9 protein-coding genes are annotated in these 17,966 nt (G+C 71.3%); 7 read left to right on the top strand and 2 right to left on the bottom strand.

What is annotated here, in order from left to right:
• Positions 1-6: 6 nt before the first annotated feature.
• Positions 7-600, top strand: coding sequence for a hypothetical protein (locus tag ACH413_RS35565; RefSeq protein WP_360038562.1), 594 nt, complete (start codon positions 7-9; stop codon positions 598-600).
• Here the strand turns inward: ACH413_RS35565 and ACH413_RS35570 are convergent.
• Positions 557-1,570, bottom strand: a complete 1,014-nt coding sequence (locus ACH413_RS35570) for an ADP-ribosylglycohydrolase family protein (protein WP_360038565.1) — start codon at positions 1,568-1,570, stop codon at positions 557-559. The genes ACH413_RS35565 and ACH413_RS35570 overlap by 44 nt on opposite strands.
• Positions 1,571-2,031: 461 nt before the next feature.
• Between ACH413_RS35570 and ACH413_RS35575 the strand changes: the two genes are divergently transcribed.
• From ACH413_RS35575 to ACH413_RS35590, 4 genes are all read left to right on the top strand, one after another.
• On the top strand, positions 2,032-3,255 hold the full coding sequence (locus ACH413_RS35575; protein WP_360038568.1) for a beta-ketoacyl synthase: 1,224 nt from the start codon (positions 2,032-2,034) through the stop codon (positions 3,253-3,255).
• A 253-nt stretch (positions 3,256-3,508) separates the two neighbouring features.
• On the top strand, positions 3,509-4,738 hold the full coding sequence (locus tag ACH413_RS35580; protein ID WP_360038571.1) for a cytochrome P450: 1,230 nt from the start codon (positions 3,509-3,511) through the stop codon (positions 4,736-4,738).
• Positions 4,735-6,678 (top strand): beta-ketoacyl synthase N-terminal-like domain-containing protein, encoded by a 1,944-nt coding sequence (locus tag ACH413_RS35585; RefSeq protein ID WP_360038574.1) that lies wholly within the window; start codon positions 4,735-4,737, stop codon positions 6,676-6,678. Before ACH413_RS35580 ends, ACH413_RS35585 begins: the two co-directional genes overlap by 4 nt.
• Complete coding sequence (locus ACH413_RS35590; RefSeq protein WP_360038577.1) at positions 6,671-15,598, top strand: non-ribosomal peptide synthetase/type I polyketide synthase; 8,928 nt, start codon at positions 6,671-6,673, stop codon at positions 15,596-15,598. The genes ACH413_RS35585 and ACH413_RS35590 overlap by 8 nt, the downstream gene beginning before the upstream one ends.
• A 26-nt stretch (positions 15,599-15,624) precedes the next feature.
• On the opposite strand, the gene ACH413_RS35595 is transcribed toward ACH413_RS35590, so the two are convergent.
• On the bottom strand, positions 15,625-16,197 hold the full coding sequence (locus ACH413_RS35595; protein ID WP_360038580.1) for a TetR family transcriptional regulator: 573 nt from the start codon (positions 16,195-16,197) through the stop codon (positions 15,625-15,627).
• Between the two features lie 86 nt (positions 16,198-16,283).
• Between ACH413_RS35595 and ACH413_RS35600 the strand changes: the two genes are divergently transcribed.
• Together ACH413_RS35600 and ACH413_RS35605 are read left to right on the top strand one after the other, a co-directional pair.
• Entirely contained in the window at positions 16,284-17,486 is a 1,203-nt protein-coding gene (locus ACH413_RS35600; RefSeq protein WP_360038583.1) for an MFS transporter, read from the top strand.
• An 82-nt stretch (positions 17,487-17,568) separates the two neighbouring features.
• Positions 17,569-17,952 carry a peptidase inhibitor family I36 protein gene (locus tag ACH413_RS35605; RefSeq protein WP_396425429.1) on the top strand — a complete coding sequence of 128 codons (384 nt, stop codon included), beginning with the start codon at positions 17,569-17,571 and terminating at the stop codon, positions 17,950-17,952.
• The last annotated feature ends 14 nt before the right edge of the window (positions 17,953-17,966 follow it).

Raw genomic sequence — 17,966 nt, forward strand, 5'->3', positions numbered from 1 at the left:
ACGCCGATGAAGCTCGACGTACCTGACGCTGACGCCTGGATGTTCGACCTGATCGCTCAGGACGACGTCCTCCGCGGCCGGGCTCTGGCACGGTACCGGGACCTGATGGCACGAGAGTCGGGTCTGTCCTACGGGTCCGACGGTGAGCGGACGATCTACTGGTACCTCACCGCCCATTGGTACAGGGAACCGTGGGGCACCATCACCTTCGACCAATGGCCGTTCGTGGCGCTGTACCTGCGGTGGGAGGGACGGTTCCCCGACGAATGGCGTACGGCGGGCGGGTGGTCACCGTGGTCGGTCAAGAAAGGAGTGCTCGAGCGCCTGGGGCGTAAGGGAGTGCCGGCGGAAGCGAGGCCGGAGGCCGCCGATCTGCTGGTCGACGCGCTGCACCGCCCATATCGGTGCAAGGACTGGATGTACGCGCTCCTGGTTCGCCATGTTGTTGACGCGGAATTCCGTGGCCGGCTGACGACTCTCGCAGGCGCGGACGATCCTCTCGTCGTGCTCCGCGCCCGATTCCTCCTCCACCTCGCCGACCGCCCCGAGCACAACGTCACGCGGAAGACGTGGCTCCGCTGGCTCGAGAGCCTGAACTGAGCGCGGCCAGCTGGTCCGCGTACTCGATGCGGGCGACCCAGTCCGCCGGCCAGGCGGCCAGACCGTGCGCGGCGCCCGTGAACGCTCCGGCCAGCGCGGCGATCGAGTCGGAGTCGCCGCTGGTGCGCGCGGCCCGCACCAGGCCTCGCACCGGGTCGTCGGCGTGCCGGATCGCGCAGTACAGCCCCGTCGCCAGTGCCTCCTCGGCGATCCAGGCCTCACCCGTGGCCAGGCACGCGTCCTGGCCGTCGTCGGGCCGGGCGAGGGCGGCCACCAACACGTCCAGGGCCGCGGCACACTCGTCCCAGCCGCGGGCGATGAAGTCGGCGGGCGTGGTCGCCCCCGGCATCTCCCAGAGCGATCCCAGCCACTCCTCCAGGTAGATCGAGCGCCGTGCACGACAGCGGGCCAGCAGCGCGGCGGGCACGTCGGCCAGGGCGAGGCCGTCGACCAGCAGGCGGGTCGCGTAGGCGGTGAGCTCGGACGCGGCCAGCGCGGTGGGATGGCCGTGGGTCATCGCGGCCTGCAGTTGCGACACCCCGGCCAGCACGTCGAGATCGAGGCCGGGCAGCAAACCCACCGGTGTCACCCGCATGTTCGCGCCGCATCCCTTGGACCCCGCGATGGTCGCCTCCACCCACGGCGCGCCTTCCGCCAGTCCGCCGCACGCGCGCAGACACGTCATGCCGGGCGCACGGTCGTTCTCCGGACTGTGCGCCCACGCCACGAACCGCTCCCGCAGCCGCGGCTCCAGCACGTCAGCGGTGTACTGGTCGACGCCGTGCAGCGCCCACGCGACGGCCAGTGCCATCTGCGTGTCGTCGGTGACCAACGCCGGATCACCCGCCAGGTCGTCCGGCCCGGCAGGACCGAACTCCCGGTCGATCTCGGCGACGGTCAGGAACTCCGTCGGCCGGCCGAGCGCATCCCCGAAGGCCAACCCGTACAACGATCCCGCGATTCGGTCCACAGTTCAGCCTACGGTCCTCGACGCCGTGCACGCGCTCGCCAACGGGCGCGGTGACGTCACCACTTCCAGGGAGGCGAGCGATCTCCCCGCCCTGCTCGCGGGAGCCGCCAGAACCCCCACCTCGGTCACCGTCAAAACGGCATGCCAAAACCGTCTGTGACACGAGAACATGCAATCCCCCAGATTGCTTGATGAACCCCGCAGTCCGCTGAACAGCCGAACGACCAAGCGGACACCGCCGTCCACAAAGGACTCCCGCCGGGGTTCCGCACGAAGTGGAATCCCGGCGTACTTCAAACCACGAATTCGCGACCGGTGAAGATTCCCTGAACACGCGGAAGCAAAGCGCAGCGTGAACCGCATCGATAAAGACCGACGCGAATTCAACATTTCCACGCGGAAATCACTTGAGGATTGCTTGAGGTTGCCAACCAACCGGATGGTTGGGTATCGTCCCGGCCATGCCGACGAACGCGGGCGTGTGGGTCACCGGCCTGGGGGCCACGACGCCGTTGGGGAATGACGTTGCCAGCACGTGGACGGCGATGCGTGCCGGCGAGAACGGAATCGGCACGCTGAGCGGCGACGACTGGCCCGAGTCACTGCCGGTGCGGATCGCGGCGGCGGTGAAGGCGGATCCGGCCGAGGCGTTGCCGCGAGTGCACGCCCGCAAGCTGGACCGCTGCGAGCAGATGGCGATCGTCGCGGCGAAGGAGGCGTGGGCGGACGCCGGATCGCCCGAGGTCGACCCGGAGCGGCTCGCCGTGGTGATCGGCACCGGCATCGGGGGCGTCCTGTCACTGCTCGGGCAGAACCGCGTGCTGGAGACGACCGGGCCGCGGAAGGTGTCGCCGAACACGGTTCCCATGCTGATGGCCAACGGTCCCGCGTCGTGGGTGAGCATGGAGCTCAACGCCCGCGGCGGCGCGCACACGCCGGTCAGCGCCTGTGCCTCCGGTGCGGAGGCGGTCGCGCTCGGACTCGACCTGATCCGCTCCGGCCGGGCGGACGTGGTCGTCGTGGGCGGGTCCGAGGCGAGCGTGCACCCGTTCCCGATCACCAGCTTCGCGCAGATGAGGGCGCTGTCCACGGAGAACGCCACGCCGGAGAAGGCCTGCCGGCCGTTCGACGTCACCCGGAGTGGCTTCGTGCTCGGCGAAGGCGCCGCGGTGATGGTGCTGGAGCGGGCCGACCACGCCAAGGCGCGTGGAGCCAGGGCGCACGGTGCCGTGCTCGGCGCGGGGATCAGTTCGAGCGCGGTGCACATCACCGCGTCCGACACCGACGGTCAGGTGCGCGCCATCACCAAGGCGATGGCGGACGGCGGTCTGCAGCCCGCGGACATCGGGCACGTGCACGCGCACGCGACGTCGACGCCGCAGGGTGACCTCGCGGAGGCGCAGGCGATCGCGAAGGCCGTCGGCACCCACCCGGTGGTGACGGCCACCAAGTCGATGACCGGGCACCTGCTCGGCGCGTCCGGCGCGCTCGGGGCGATCGTGTCGATCCTGGCGTTGCGCGACGGGGTCGTGCCGCCGACGCGCAACCTCGAGCAGCTGGACCCGGAGATCGACCTGGACGTGGTGACCGGCGAGCAACGGCGCGGTGAATGGAAATGCGCGCTCGCCAACTCGTTCGGCTTCGGTGGTCACAATGTGTCGCTGGTCGTCGGACCGGCGGTGTGAGCTGAAATAGGATTTCTGCTGTTCGACCGGAACGTCCTACCGTGACCTTCGTCATTCTTGGTCGCGACAGGAATCGAGTGGTAGGGTCCGCTGGGTTCGGGGTGCCGCCGTTGTGCGGCTGGTGATAGTTCTTCATTTCTGCATGCCGGTGGGGGCGGGCATGGGGTTGCGCACTTCGTGGTCGAGTTCCACGGATGCGTCCCCGTTCATTTGACGCAGGTCCTCACCGTCATGCCCGAATGATCGGGGGACCGTGATTCTGCCTGTGCAAAGCCGTACACACCCGCTGGTGCTGGACGGCGAGTTCTTCGGAAATCCGTATCCGGTGTACGCCGCCATCAGGAAGGCGGGCAACAGGCCCGTCGAGGTGGTGCTGGAGACCGGCATGGCCTACCTGCCGCCCGGTCTGCGGGCGTGGCTGCTGACCTCGTACGACGACATCGAGTTCGCGCTGGGCGATCCCCGGTTCCGCAAGGAGCTGGACAAGGCGATGGCGGTGTTCGGCCACGCCGGCCAGGACTCCGTGCTCTACGACAACATGGCGAACAACGACCCGCCTGAGCACACCCGGCTGCGCAAGCCGCTCAACGGCGCGTTCACCGCGCGGGCGGCGACGGCACGGCGTGAAGACGTGCGCGCGGTTGCACACCGAGTGCTGGACCGGGTGGCCGGCAAGCCGGAGTTCGATCTGGTCGAGGACTTCGCGCTGCCGTTCTCGATCGAGGTGATCTGCGGGCTCCTCGGTGTGCCCGTGGCCGATCGGCACACGTTCTCGTCGTGGGCCCAGACGATCACGAGTGCGGCGTCGCGGGACGCAATCCAGCGCGACGCCGGGCTGATGGCCAGCTACCTGCGCGATCTCATGGCGGCCAAGCGGAACTCCGGCGACGAGGACGTGCTGGCCCTGCTGGCCGGGCATCCCGGCGTCACCGAGCGCGAAGCCGTCTCCCAGGCCTACGCGTTGCTGGTCGCCGGGTACGAGACGACGGCGAACCTGCTCGCGGCGGGTCTGCTCGCGCTCGACGCCGACCCCGCTGTGCACGCACGTCTCTGGGCCGATCCGGCGCTCGTTCCCGGTGCGGTGCAGGAGATGTTGCGCCACCAGTCGCCGTTCAACCTGTCGCTCTACCGCTACGTGAGCGAGGACGTCGAGGTCGGCGGCACGCGGATCCCGGCGGGCTCGATCGTGTTCCTCGCGTTCGCGGCGGCGAACCGGGACGACGAGAGGTTCGCCGCACCGGACGCGTTCGACCTCGACCGGCCCGGTGGCGACCACATCGCCTTCGGCGGCGGTGTGCACAACTGCATCGGCAAGCACCTCGCGAGGGTCGAGGCCGAGGTCGCGTTCGAGGCGTTGATCGAACGCTGTCCCGCCCTGGAGATCCGGACCTCCCGCGCGGACCTGGAGTGGAAACCGAGCCCCACGTTCCGCGGCGTGCGGCACCTGCTCGTCGGACCGGGCCCGGCCGAGGTGACCCGATGAGCGCGATCGCCGTGATCGGGATGTCCTGCCGGGTGCCGGGTGCGGCCGATCCCGCGGAGTTCCTGCGCAACCTCGTCGCCGGCCGGTCCAGCGTCACCGAGGTGCCGGAGGGCCGGTGGCAGGGCCGCCGGGGGTTCGGCGGGTTCGTCGACGGGCTCGACGCCTTCGACTCGGGCTTCTTCGGCATGTCCCGCAGGGAGGCGACCTGGACGGACCCGCAGCAGCGGTTGCTGCTGGAGCTGGCGTGGGAGTGCGTCGAGGACGCCGCCGTCAGCACCGCGGACGTCAAAGCCTCGCGCTGGGGCGTGTTCGTCGGTGCGTGCGCGGACGACTTCCGCCAGCGCTACCTCGCCTCCGGGGCGTTGGACCGCCACGGGCACATGGGCACCAGCCGCTCGATGCTGGCGAACCGCGTCTCCTACTTCTTCGGCCTGCGCGGGCCGAGCGAGGTCGTGGACACCGGACAGTCCTCGTCGCTGGTCGCCGTGCATCGGGCGGTGTCGGCCATTCGCACCGGTGAGTGCGACGCGGCGATCGCCGGCGGGGTGAACCTCAACCTGCTGGGCGAGGTCACCGAGCAGATCGCGCTGTGGGGCGGCCTGTCCCCCGACGGCCGTTGCCACACCTTCGACGAGCGCGCCAACGGTTACGTTCGCGGCGAGGGCGGCGGTCTCGTCGTCCTCAAGCCGCTGGAGGCGGCGCTGCGCGACGGCGACGCCGTGCACGCCGTGATCCGCGGCAGCGCCACCGCCCACGACGGCGGACCGGAGCTGCTCGGAACGCCGTCCGCGGACGCGCAGCAGGACCTCGTCGAAGCCGCGCACAAGGCCGCCGGGGTGTCTCCGGAGGACGTGGCCTACGTCGAGCTGCACGGTACCGGCACCCCGGCCGGCGACCCCGTCGAGGCCCAGGCGCTCGGTGCGGCGATCGGGCGGGCCAGGCGGGTCAAGGTCGGCTCGGTGAAGACGAACGTCGGGCACCTCGAGTCGGCGGCGGGTGTCACGGGACTGCTCAAGGCGTGCCTGATGATCCGTCACGCCGTGCTGCCACCGAGCCTGAACTTCACGAGGTCCTCCCTTCCGCTGGACGAGCTGAACCTCGAAGTCGTTGCACAGCAAGAGGATCTCGTGCTGCGGCCGCACGAGGTGATCGGCGTCAGTTCGTTCGGCATGGGGGGAACGAACGCTCACGTGGTCGTCGGTCCCCCTCCCGTCGTCGACCAGGACGCGTGGTCCGGCAACGTCGTGTGGTGCCTGTCCGCGCGTTCTCCGCACGCGCTCGGCGAGCTGGCACGCAGGCTGAACGACCACGACCCCGGCGACCACACCCCGGCCGACGTGGCCTGGACGCTGCTGCACCGCACCCGCTGGGAGCACCGCGCGGTGGTCGTCGGGTCCACCTGGGACGAACTCCGCCAGGGGCTCGCGAGTGTGCTGGCGGGCAACAGCTTCGCGGTGCCCCTGGGCTGGGAGGCTGACGCCGGGGTCCTCCGCGCCGCCGGCGAACACCTGGCCACCGGCGATCCCGCCGCGGTGCTGGCCCTGCTCGGCGCCGCGCGCAAGGTTCCCTCGCTGCCCACACATCCCTTCGACCGCACGGAGTTTCCCGTTCTCCCGGACCTGCCGGTGGCGAGCACGCCGGAACCGGACGCGGAGCCGGCGTTCGCCGACGAGTGGCGGAACGCACCGGACCGCTCGTGGCGGGTGCGCTCGCTGGTGGAACGCGAACTCGGCGACCTGCTCGGAGAGCCTCTGCCCAGGGGCACGAGCGGAGTGGCGTTCCGCGACCTCGGCGTGGACTCCCAGGCCCAGATGGAACTGGTGGACCGCATCAACACCTCGACCGGCCTCGCGCTGGCCGACACGGACATCTTCGACTGTCCGACGATCGACGACCTGACAACGCACGTGAACACCATGATGGAGGCGAGCTGTGCCTGACGTGGACGACGCGATCGCAGTGGTCGGCATGGCGTGCCGCTATCCCGGCGGCGCCGACACACCGGAACATCTCTGGGAACTCGTCGCCGAAGGACGTGACGCCATCGGTGACTTCCCGAAGAACCGCGGGTGGGACCTGGAGGCGATCCACCACCCAGACGGCGGCCCCGGCACCACCTACGTGCGACAGGGCGGTTTCCTGCACGACGCCGACACGTTCGACGCGGCGTTCTTCGGCATCAGGCCCGCCGAGGCGCTGGGCATGGACCCGCAGCACCGCGTCCTGCTCGAGGTCGCGTGGGAGGCGATCGAACGCGCGGGCATCGTGCCGTCCTCGCTCAAGGGTTCGCGCACCGGCGTGTTCGTCGGCCTGATGCCGAACGAGTACGGCATGCCGCTGGGCCGCTGGCAGGGCGAGACGTCCGGCTACATGGCGACCGGCACCTCACCGAGCGTCGCGTCCGGCCGGATCTCCTACCTGCTCGGCCTGGAGGGACCGGCGATCACCATCGACACGGCGTGCTCGTCGTCGTTGGTCGCGATCCACACCGCCGTGCGCTCGTTGCGCACCGGGGAGACCGATCTGGCGCTGGCAGCGGGCAGCACCGTGCAGGCGGGGCCGGGCATGTTCCTGGACTTCTCCCGGCAGCGCGCCCTGTCCCCCGACGGCCGATGTCGCACGTTCTCCGACACCGCGAACGGCACGTCGTGGGCCGAGGGCACGGGTGTGCTCGTGCTGGAGCCGCTGGCGAAGGCCCGCCGGCTCGGCCGCCGGATCCTCGGCGTCATCAGGGGAACCGCCGTCAACCAGGACGGTGCGAGCAACGGACTGAGCGCGCCCAGTGGCAAGGCCCAGGCGAAGGTCATCGAGCAGGCGCTGGCCGACGCACGCCTGCGGCCGCAGGACGTCGACCTCGTCGAGGCGCACGGCACCGGCACCAAGCTCGGTGACCCGGTCGAGGCGGGCGCGATCATCGCCACCTACGGCCGCGACCGTTCCGACCGGGTGTGGCTGGGGTCGCTGAAGTCCAACATCGGCCACTCCATGGCCGCGGCGGGCGTCGGCGGCGTCATCAAGTGCCTGCTCGCCATGCGGGCGGGCGTGATGCCGAAGACGCTGCACGTGGAAGAGCTCAACTCGCACGTTCCGTGGCCCGGCACCGTGGACGTGCTCTCGGAGGCGCGTGAGTGGCCCGCCCGCGCGGGTGTGCGCCGGTGCGCGGTGTCGGCGTTCGCGGTGAGCGGCACGAACTCGCACGTGATCCTCGAAAGCGCCGAGGAGCAACCAGAAGCCGGGTCTCCCGCGGCCGGTGCGGTCGCGCTGACGCTGTCGGCGAAGACCACCGAGGCGCTCTGCGCCCAGGCCGCCTCGGTGGCCGACGTGCTGCACCATCCGCCCGCGGCGGTGGCCAGGTCGCTCGCGTCCGAGCGCGAGCACTTCGCGCACCGCGCCGTCGTGGTGGGCGGTGACCGCGAAGAACTGCTGGCGGGCCTGCGCGACCTGGTCGCCGGCACGCCGAACGAGGCCGTCGTGACCGGTGAGGCGCGGCGGGTGCGCAGGCCCGTCTTCGTCTTCCCCGGTCAGGGTTCGCAATGGGCCGGCATGGCCACCGAACTGCTCACCACCTCGCCGGTATTCCTGGCGAAGGTCCGGGAGTGCGCGGCGGAGTTCGCACCGCACCTGGGCTTCTCCCTGTGCGACGCGCTCGCCGACGGTCTCGACACCGAGGCGACGGACGTCGTGCAGCCGATGATCTTCACGGTGATGGTCGGCCTGGCCGCGATGTGGCGCGACGCCGGTGTCGAACCCGCCGCCGTCATCGGTCATTCCCAGGGCGAGGTGGCCGCGGCGCACGTGGCGGGCGCGCTCAGCCTGCGGGACGCCGCCCGGATCGTGGCCGGCCGCAGTCAGGCGATCGAACGGGCCTGCGGCAGCGGCGGCATGATGGTCGTCGCCGCGACCGAGTCCGAGGCGGCGGCCATCATCGCCGAGGCGAACGCGGACCTCGTCGTGGCCGCGGTCAACGCACCCCGGTCGCTCGTGCTCGCCGGTGCCGACGAGCAGGGCGCGGAACGCGTGCTGGCGCTGTGTGAGGCCAAGGACGTGTACGCACGGCGCGTGCCGGTGCGCTACGCCTCGCACTCGCCGGCGGTGGAACCGTTGCGTGCGGAGATCGTCGAGGCGTTGCGGGAGATCGAACCGGTCGCCTCCTCCGTGGCCATCTACTCCACTGTGGACGCCGCACCGGTGCGTGGCGACGAACTCGACGCCGGCTACTGGTACCGCAACCTGCGGAGTCAGGTCCGGTTCGCGGACACGGTGGCGCTGCTGGCCGAACGCGGGTACGACGCGTTCCTGGAGATCAGCCCGCATCCGGTGGTGACGGGCGCGATCGAGGCCGTGCTGGCCGCCGAGGGCAGCGACGCCCCGGTGTGCGCGACGTTGCGCCGCGACCGCGGTGGTGTCGCACGCTTCCTGGAGGCGGCCGGGCGGGCGCACGTCCAGGGACACGAGATCGACTGGCCGAGGCTGCTGCCTCCGGCCGGACGGGTCGACCTGCCCACCTACCGGTTCGAGCGCAGGCGGTTCTGGCTGTCCGCACCGGAACAGCCCGTCGCGCCGGCCCGAAGGTCCGCACCGGCCCCGCACCCGTGGCTCGGGTCCGTCGTCGTCCTGCCCGACGACACGAGGCTGCTGTCCGGGCACCTGTCGTTGCGCAGCCATCCCTGGTTGATGGACCACCGGGTGAACGACGCGATCTTCTTACCCGGCACGGCGTTCGTGGAGATGCTTCTGCACGCGGGCGCGCATGCCGGGTACGCGGCGATCGATGAGTTCGTGCTCAACGACCCGCTCGTGGTGCCGTGCGACGGCTCACCGGCCGAGGTGCAGGTGGCCGTGACCCCCGACCGCGTCGCGACGTTCCACTCGCGCACCGCGGGCGGTGACTGGGTGAAGCACGGCGAGGCGGTGCTCACCGTTCCCGGTCCGGCGTCGGCCGCGGCGCCGCTGGAGGGCCGCGGGGTCGTTCCGGACCAGATGTACACCGCCCTCGCCGGCGCCGGATATGGCTATGGCGAAGCGTTCCGAGCCGTCCGGACGGTCTGCGACGGCGGTGACGTCGTCACGTCCGAGGTCCGGCTGCCCGAGTCGGCATTGGTGAACCACGGCGGTTTCGTCGTGCACCCCGCGCTGGCCGACTCGGCACTGCACGCCGCGCTCGGCTGCGGGCTCTTCGGTGACGTTCGCAAGGGTCTGGTCGTGCCGTTCCTCTTCGCCGGGGTGCGGACGCACCGAGACCATCTCGGCGACGCCTGCACCGTCGTCGCGCGGCGCGGTGGCGCGGACGAGATCTCCTTGGCACTGCTCGACTCCACCGGCGCCGTCGTGCTGTCGATCGACCGGGTGGTGGTCCGCCGGCTCGGTGGCCGGTCCACCCGGTTGCACCGGCTGGACTGGTCAGAGCCCGAGGCCGCGGAGACGACGGCGCGCCTCTGCGTCGTCGGTGCCGGAGACGACCCGCTGTGCGCCGCGGTGCGCGAGCACGCGCAGGTCTCGGTCGCCACGCTCACCGAGGCCGCGATGATCACCGCCGCCACCCCGGACGACTGGCAGGTCGTCGTGCCGTGCCCGGAGGACGAGTCGCACGCCGCGGCCGCGCGGGTGCTGGGTCTGGTGCGGGAGTGGCTGGCTCGCGAGAACCCCGGCCGGCTGGTCTTCGTCACGCGGGCGGCGGTCGCCGTCCCCGGTGACACGGAGCTGAACCTCGGCACGAGCCCGGTGTGGGGCATCGTCAGGTCCGCGCAGTCCGAACACCCCGGCGTGTTCCGGATCGTCGACGCCGGCGACGGGACCGCGGCGCTCGCCGACGCGTTGCGGCGCGACGAACCGCAGCTGGCGGTCCGTGCCGACGGAGTTCTCGAACCGAGGATCGTGCCCTTCTCGGTGGCTGGGGACCCCGGCGCGTGCCCGGAAGGCACCGTCGTGATCACCGGTGGCACCGGCACGATCGGCCGGGAGATCGCCCGCCACCTGGTGACCGAACGGGGCGCGACCTCGATCGCGCTGGTCAGCCGCAGCGGCGGGAAGTCCGCCGGGATCACCGGACTCCGCGACGAGCTGACGGCGCTGGGCGCACGTGTCCAGGTCGCCACCGCCGACGTCGCCGACGCGGGACAGACTGCCAGGGCGCTCGCCGAGATCCGCGCCGGCGGACCGATCGTCGGCGTCGTGCACGCGGCCGGTGTGCTGCGCGACTCGACCATCGCCACGATGACCGACGACCAGCTGCACGAGGTGTTGCGCGGCAAGGCCGGCTCGGCGGTGGTGCTCGACGCGCTGACCGCTCAGGATCCGCTCGCCTTCTTCGTGCTGTTCTCGTCTGTCTACGGCGTGCTGGGAGGGCCGGGGCAGGCGAACTACGCCGCCGCCAACACGTTCCTCGACCAGCTCGCGGCGTGGCGCCGGCAGCGGGGCCGTCCGGCGATCTCGATCGCGTGGGGACTGTGGGAACAGGCTTCCGGGATGACCGGACATCTCCGCGACGCCGACCTGCAGCGGTTGCGGCGCAACGGGATCGTGCCGTTCCCCGTCTCGGCCGGCCTGGCGATGTTCGACGCCGCGCTCACCGTGGACGCCTCGCTCGTGGTGGCGGCGGAGCTCGACGTGTCCGGCCTGACCGACGTGCCGCCGCTCCTGACGGGTCTGCGGCCACGACGCCAGGAACCCGCCCCGGTCGCGGTGACCGACGACGCGAAGGCCTCGCTCGCCGCAGCGGTGACGGCGCAGGACCGGCTCGCGGTGGTGCGGAACGTGGTGACCGGGTGTGTCGGCGGGCTGCTCGGCGTCGAACCGCACAAGGTGGACGTGCGCCGTTCCTTCTTCGAGATGGGCTTCGACTCGCTCACGTCGACCGAACTGCGCGGCCGGGTCGGCAAGCGGCTCGGTGTCCGGGTGGGCGCGACCGCCGTGTTCGACCACCCGACCCCGGAGGCGCTCACCGCGCACGTCGCCGAACTCGTCGGCGAACCGGAGCCGGAAGCCGGCGACACCGCCGTGCCCGAGGCGGTCGACGACGGCAGGTACGCGCTCACCCCGTTGCAGGAGGCGTACGTCGCGGGCCGTTCGCCGGAGTTCGAGCTCGGTGACGTGTCGACCTACATCCACATCGAGGCGGACCTCACCGGGTTCGACGTGGCGGCGGCCGAACGCGCGCTCCGGTTGATGGTGCGGCGCCACGAGATGCTGCGCGCGGTGTTCTCCGAGGAGGGTCACTTCCGCGTGCTCGACGCGGTGCCGGACTACTCGATCGAGGTCGAGGACCTGCGAGGCCGAGCGGACCGGGCCGCGCGCCTGGAGGCGGTGCGCGCGGACCTCGAGACGCACGAGTTCGACCGGACTCGATGGCCGTTGTTCCGCGCCACCGCCACGAGGCTGGACGACCGGGTGACCCGGCTCCACTTCGGAGTGGACGTGCTGATCTCCGACGGCACCAGCGCGGCCGCGTTGTTCAACGAGTGGGCCGATCTCTACCACGACCCCGCAGGCGTTCGAGAGGCTCCGCGGGCCACCTTCCGCGAGTACACCGGACGGCTGCGCGAGTTCCGCTCGTCGGACCGGATCGCCACCGCCCGGCAGTACTGGCGGGACCGGCTGGCGACGCTGCCGGCCGCACCCGACCTGCCGCTCGCGGTGCGGCTGAGCGAGGTGACCGCGCCGGTGTTCGGCCACCGGTCGATCGTCCTCCCCACCCCGTTGTGGACGAGGCTCAAGCAGCACGCCGCCGCGTTCGGTGTGACGCCCTCCGCGGCGATCTGCGCCGCGTACTGCGACGTGCTGGCGATGTGGGCGAAGAGCCCGCACTTCGCGGTGAACGTGCTGGTGTCCAACCGGCGGGGTTTCGCGGGCGAGGACCTGTCCCAGGTCGTCGGCAACTTCTCCTCGACGTCGCTGCTGGAGGTGCGCGCCGACGCGGCGTCGCCCTTCGCCGAGCGCGCCCGCGCGGTGCAACGGCAACTGGCGCAGGACATGGAGCACGCGGCGTGGACCGGCGTCGACGTGATGCGCGAGCTCAACCGCCTCGACGGTGGTGCCGGCCGCGCGCGGATGCCGGTCGTCTTCACCTCCACGCTCGGCGGAGTCCAGGCCACGCACGACGGCGCGGCGGGCCTGATCGGCGCGCTCTCCCGGCTGGGCGACAGCGGCACGACCGTGGCCAGCGGCGTGCGGACGCCCCAGGTCACGCTCGACCACCAGGCCGTGGAGGAGGCCGGTGCGCTGCGGCTGAACTGGGACGTCGTCGAGGAGGTCTTCCCGGACGGGCTGGTCGACGCGATGCTCGCCGAGTACGAGCGCGCGGTTCTGGCGTTGTGCGACGCCGATGCGTGGAATGCCAGGGCGATCGCCTCGGCACCGACCGTCGAGATCCCCGAGTTCGACGGAGATTCCCTGCTGCACAAGGGATTCTTCGAACAGGCGGAGAAGACCCCCGACGCCGTCGCGGTGATCTCCGCCGCGCGGACGCTGACCTACGGCGAGCTCGCGGCCGAGGCGTCGGCGGTGGCGGCCGAACTGGTCCGGCGCGGGCACGGACCCGGATCGCTGGTCGGGGTGGTGATGGACAAGGGCTGGGAACAGGTCGTGGCATGCCTCGGCGTGTTGCGCGCGGGCGCCGCCTACGTCCCGATCGACGCCCGGTGGCCCGCGAAGCGCCTGCGGGGCGTGCTGGAATCAGCCGGGATCACGGCGGCGCTGACGCAGCCGTGGCACCGCGTCGAGTGGCCGGAAAGCGTGTGGGTGCGGGAGATCCGGCCCCGGCCGGACGCACTGGCCGAAGGGCTGCCGGACCCCGCGGTCGGACCGGAGGACCTGGCGTACGTGATCTACACGTCGGGGTCGACCGGTGTGCCGAAGGGCGTGATGATCGAGCACGGAGCGGCGGTGAACACGATCCGCGACGTGAACGACGAGCTGGCGCTGACCGCCTCGGACCGCGTGCTCGCGTTGTCCGCGCTGAACTTCGACCTCTCGGTGTACGACCTGTTCGGTCCCCTGTCGGCAGGTGGGGCCGTGGTCCTGCCCGCGGCCGGCGACGAACGCGAGCCGGCGGCGTGGTTGCGGCAGATGACCGAGCACGGCGTGACGGTGTGGAACAGCGTTCCCGCGCTGATGGCCATGCTCTGCGAACACGCCCGGTCGGCGGAGATACCGCTGCGAGCGGTGCTGCTCAGCGGTGACTGGATTCCGGTCACGTTGCCCGCCGACGTCCAGCGGCTGTTCCCGGACGCGGCCGTGTGGGGTCTGGGTGGAGCCACCGAGGCGTCGATCTGGTCAATCTGGCACCGGATCCGGCCGGAGGACGCCGAACTGGCGTCGATCCCGTACGGCCTGTCCATGCGCAACCAGCACGTGTACGTCGGCGATGCGGAACTGCGCGCACGGCCGGTGTGGGCCGTGGGCGACATCTACATCGGCGGTGTCGGTGTCGCGCGGGGATATCTCGGCGACGCCGAACGCACGGCGAGCAGCTTCGTGATCGACCCGGCGACCGGTGGCCGCTGGTACCGCACCGGCGACCTCGGCCGGACGCTGCCCAGTGGGGAGATCGAGTTCCTCGGCCGGGAGGACACCCAGGTCAAGATCGGCGGGCACCGCATCGAACTCGGTGACGTCGAGGCGGCGCTGGAAGCCTGCACCGGGGTGCGTGCGGCCGTCGCGACCGTCCGGACCGGCAGGCTGGCGGCGCACGTGCTGGCGGACCAGGGCACCACCGCTGCCTCGGTGCGGACCGCCGCGGCGGACGCGCTACCGGGGTACATGGTGCCGTCGGCGATCGCAGTGCTCGACGAGTTCCCGTTGACGGCCAACGGGAAGGTCGACCGCGCCGCGTTGAGCGCGCTGCCGGCCGCGCAGGAGGCGGAGCCGGTGAAACCGGCCGACGCCGAGGAGGAACTGCTGCTCGGCCTGTGGCGTGAGTTCTTCGGGACCGGCGAACTGTGCGTGACGGACGACTTCTTCGACCTCGGCGGTGACTCGCTGCAGGCGGTGCGACTCGTGTCGCTGGTGCGGCAGGCGACCGGGGTGGAGATGCGGGTGTCGACGTTGTTCGCGGCGCCGACGGTCCGCGAACTCGCCCGCTGGCTGTCCGACGCGGTCCCCTCCGGTGTGGTGGTGCCCATCCAGCCGCGGGGTTCGGCGGTGCCGCTGGTGCTCGCGCACCCGATCGGCGGGGAGGTGCTGTCCTACGCCGACCTCGCCGCGCGGCTCGGACCGGATCAGCCGGTCCACGGCCTGCGCTGCCCGGACGGGCACGCGTTGAGCCTGCGTGAGCTCGCCGCCGAGTACGCGCGGGCGGTGCGCGAGGAGGTGCCCGGCACGCGGTACCGGATCGGCGGCTGGTCGATGGGCGGGGTGCTGGCGATCGAGATCGCCCGCGAACTCGAGGCCGCCGGGTGCGAGGTCGACTTCGTCCTAGCGCTCGACGTCGCCGAATCGCCGTCGGGGCTCGCCGCCGCGGTGATCGACCAGGCCGTGCTGTGGTCATGGCTCGGCCGGGATCTCGCCGGTCTCGCCGGAGTGCCGTGGCACGGGGAGAACCTCGGTTCGGCGCGGGAGTTGTTCGACGCGCTGCGCACGGCGGGAGTCCTGCCGCGGGACGTCGCGTTCAGCGAGTTCGAGGCGGTGTGCGAACGGTTCGAGGCGAACGCCCGCGCGTTGTACGCGTACCGGCCGGACCGGTTCGGCGGCGTCGTCCACTTCGTGCAGGCGGCGTCCGGGGCCGACCCGGACGTCGTGCGGGAGTGGCGGGCGCTGTGCGACGGCCAGTTCGAGCACCACGTCGTGCCGGGTGACCACTACACCGTGCTGCAGCGCGAGCACGTGGAGGTGCTCGCGGACACGGTGCGGCAGCTGCTGAGCTGAGAAGGGCGAACGAGGGCTGGGTGCGCTCAGCCCTCGTTCTGCAGCATCCTGCGGGCCAGGTCGAGCACCTGCGCCCGCACCTCGGACCGGTCCTCGGGGTCGGGGAAGATCGTCCTGGTGAGCTGCGGAACGGCGGCGGGCCACGCGGCGAGACCGATCAGGAACAGCATCGTGACGGCGGCGCGGGTGTGCGACTCCGTGCCCATGGTCTGGGCGAGGCTCTCGACCTTCTCCGCGTAGTGGCTCTTCCTGATCTCCTCGTCGGGCAGGGGGCTGTCGCTGTAGTGCAACGCCTCCCAGAGCATCAGGCGCAGCACCTTCGGGTTGTCCTGGTGGAAGTCGTAGAGCCGCTCGACGTAGGCGAGGAGGTCGCCGCCGGGCAGGCCGACCGCTTCGGTGTGTTCGGCGAGTGCTGACGTGACCACTGCCTCGAACAGTTTTTCCTTGTTGCCGAAATTGCTGTAGAGGCGTTCTTTGTTGACGCCCGCCTGAGTGGCGATCCGCTCCACACGTGCGCCCGCGATCCCGTGCTCCGCGAACTCGTCACGGGCTGCGACCAGCAGTTTCTGGCGTGTGGACAAGGGAATTCGAGTACTCACCCGGCATATTCTAGACAGTTTCGGCCTAACGGTCGGGAGGTGCGCCACATTTGACAACCAACAAGTTGGTTGGGCACTCTGGGCGCGTGACGACCACGGAGACCGACACGCATCAGAACCCGTCGTGGGCGCCCTTCGCGCCCACCGTGTGGCTGCTCGCGCCACTGGGGATCCTCGTGGTCGGCCAGATGTACACGGTGATCGCGATGCTGCCCCCGATGGCGGCCTCGTACGGCACGACAGCCGGTGGTCTCGCCTGGCTGGCGTCCGCTTTCGGGATCGCCTACGCGGCGGGGTTCCTGGTCGCCGGCCCGGCCACGGACTCGTACGGACCGCGTGCGGTCATCACCGCGGGCCTGGTCGCGACGGCGGTCGCCACCGCGTTGGTGCCCCTCGCCCCGAACCTCGTGTTCGTCGGCGTGCTGCGTGTGCTGCAGGGCGCGACCGCCGCGTGCTTCGTGCCGGCGGCCTTCGCCTACGTGACCGACCGGATCGAGCCTTCGCGCCGTGCGGTGGCCCTGACGTGGATCACCGGCGGTTCCATCGCGGCGACCGTGCTGATGCAGATCACCGCGCAGCTCATCACCTCCGCGCTGAACTGGCAGGCGGTGTTCCTGGTGAGCGCGGTGGCGATGGCGGCGTGCGTGCCCGTCGTGCGCACTGTGCTGCGCCCCGCGACGCCGGGGGCCGTGCCGAGTCCGGGCGCCGCTTTCGCCGCGATGGCGGGCCTGCTCGCGCGGCCGCGGCTGCTCGTGGGCTACGTGCTGGCGATGGTGCTGATGGGCAGTTTCGTCGGGATCTACACGATGGTCACCCTCGCCGGCCCCTCGGCGGTCGCCGGTGATCCCGCCGCTCTGCTGATCCTGCGGGCGAGTGCGTTGCCCGCCGTGGTCGCCGTGCCGCTGCTCACTCCTCGGCTGGTGCGGTTGTCCCAGCCGGTGCGGGTGGTCGGTGGTGGCGTGCTGGCGCTCGCGGCCGTGCTGGTGGCGGCGCTGTGGAGCACGAACGTGGTCGCGCTGGGCGTCTCGCTGCTGTTCTTCGTGGCCGCGGTGGCCGCCACCTCACCCGCGCTCATCGAGGTCATCGCCGGACAGGCCGGTCCGGCCAAGGGCGCGGCCGTGGCGCTGTACGCGTTCCTGCTCTTCGTCGGTGCGAGCCTGGGGCCCGTGCTGGTCGGCGTGATCGCCGGATGGGGGTTCACCGGGGTGCTGTCGTTGTTCGCGGGCCTGATCGCGCTGGCGACCGCGGCGAACGGTGGTGCGTTCGCGACGGCGAGCAGCCACAGGTGACCGGTTGGTGACCTGTTCCTCGTCCGCACTCCCCCGGATCATGGTTCTCGCAAGCGAAAACCGTTGAGGGGGAACAGGAATGGTGTTCGGAACCAGGAAGACGATCGCCGGGGTCGCAGTCGCCCTGGCCGCCGCGGCGATGCTGACCGGGGGAACCGCGCAGGCGGGCGAGATCGGCGTCACCGCGTACTCGGACTGTCCGCCGTCGCACATGTGCGGCTTCGAGCACGAGAAGGGCGGGGGCCGGTACGTGGCCCTCCAGCAGCGCATTCCCGACCTGGCGCAGTTCAACGGCGGCTACCTGGACAACCGGATCACGTCCGGCTGGAACAGGAGCGGCGCCTCGTTCTGCTGGTTCACCGAGCCCAACTACCAGGGCGAGCGCTACCAGTCCGACAGCGGGACGTGGGGGTACTTCCCGCACAACGACGCGTACAGCTCCGTCCGGCGCGGCACGTGCCGATGAACTGACGTCGCTCC

It is taken from the genome of Lentzea sp. NPDC020367 (assembly GCF_044387305.1).
Classification (GTDB): Bacteria; Actinomycetota; Actinomycetes; order Mycobacteriales; family Pseudonocardiaceae; genus Lentzea.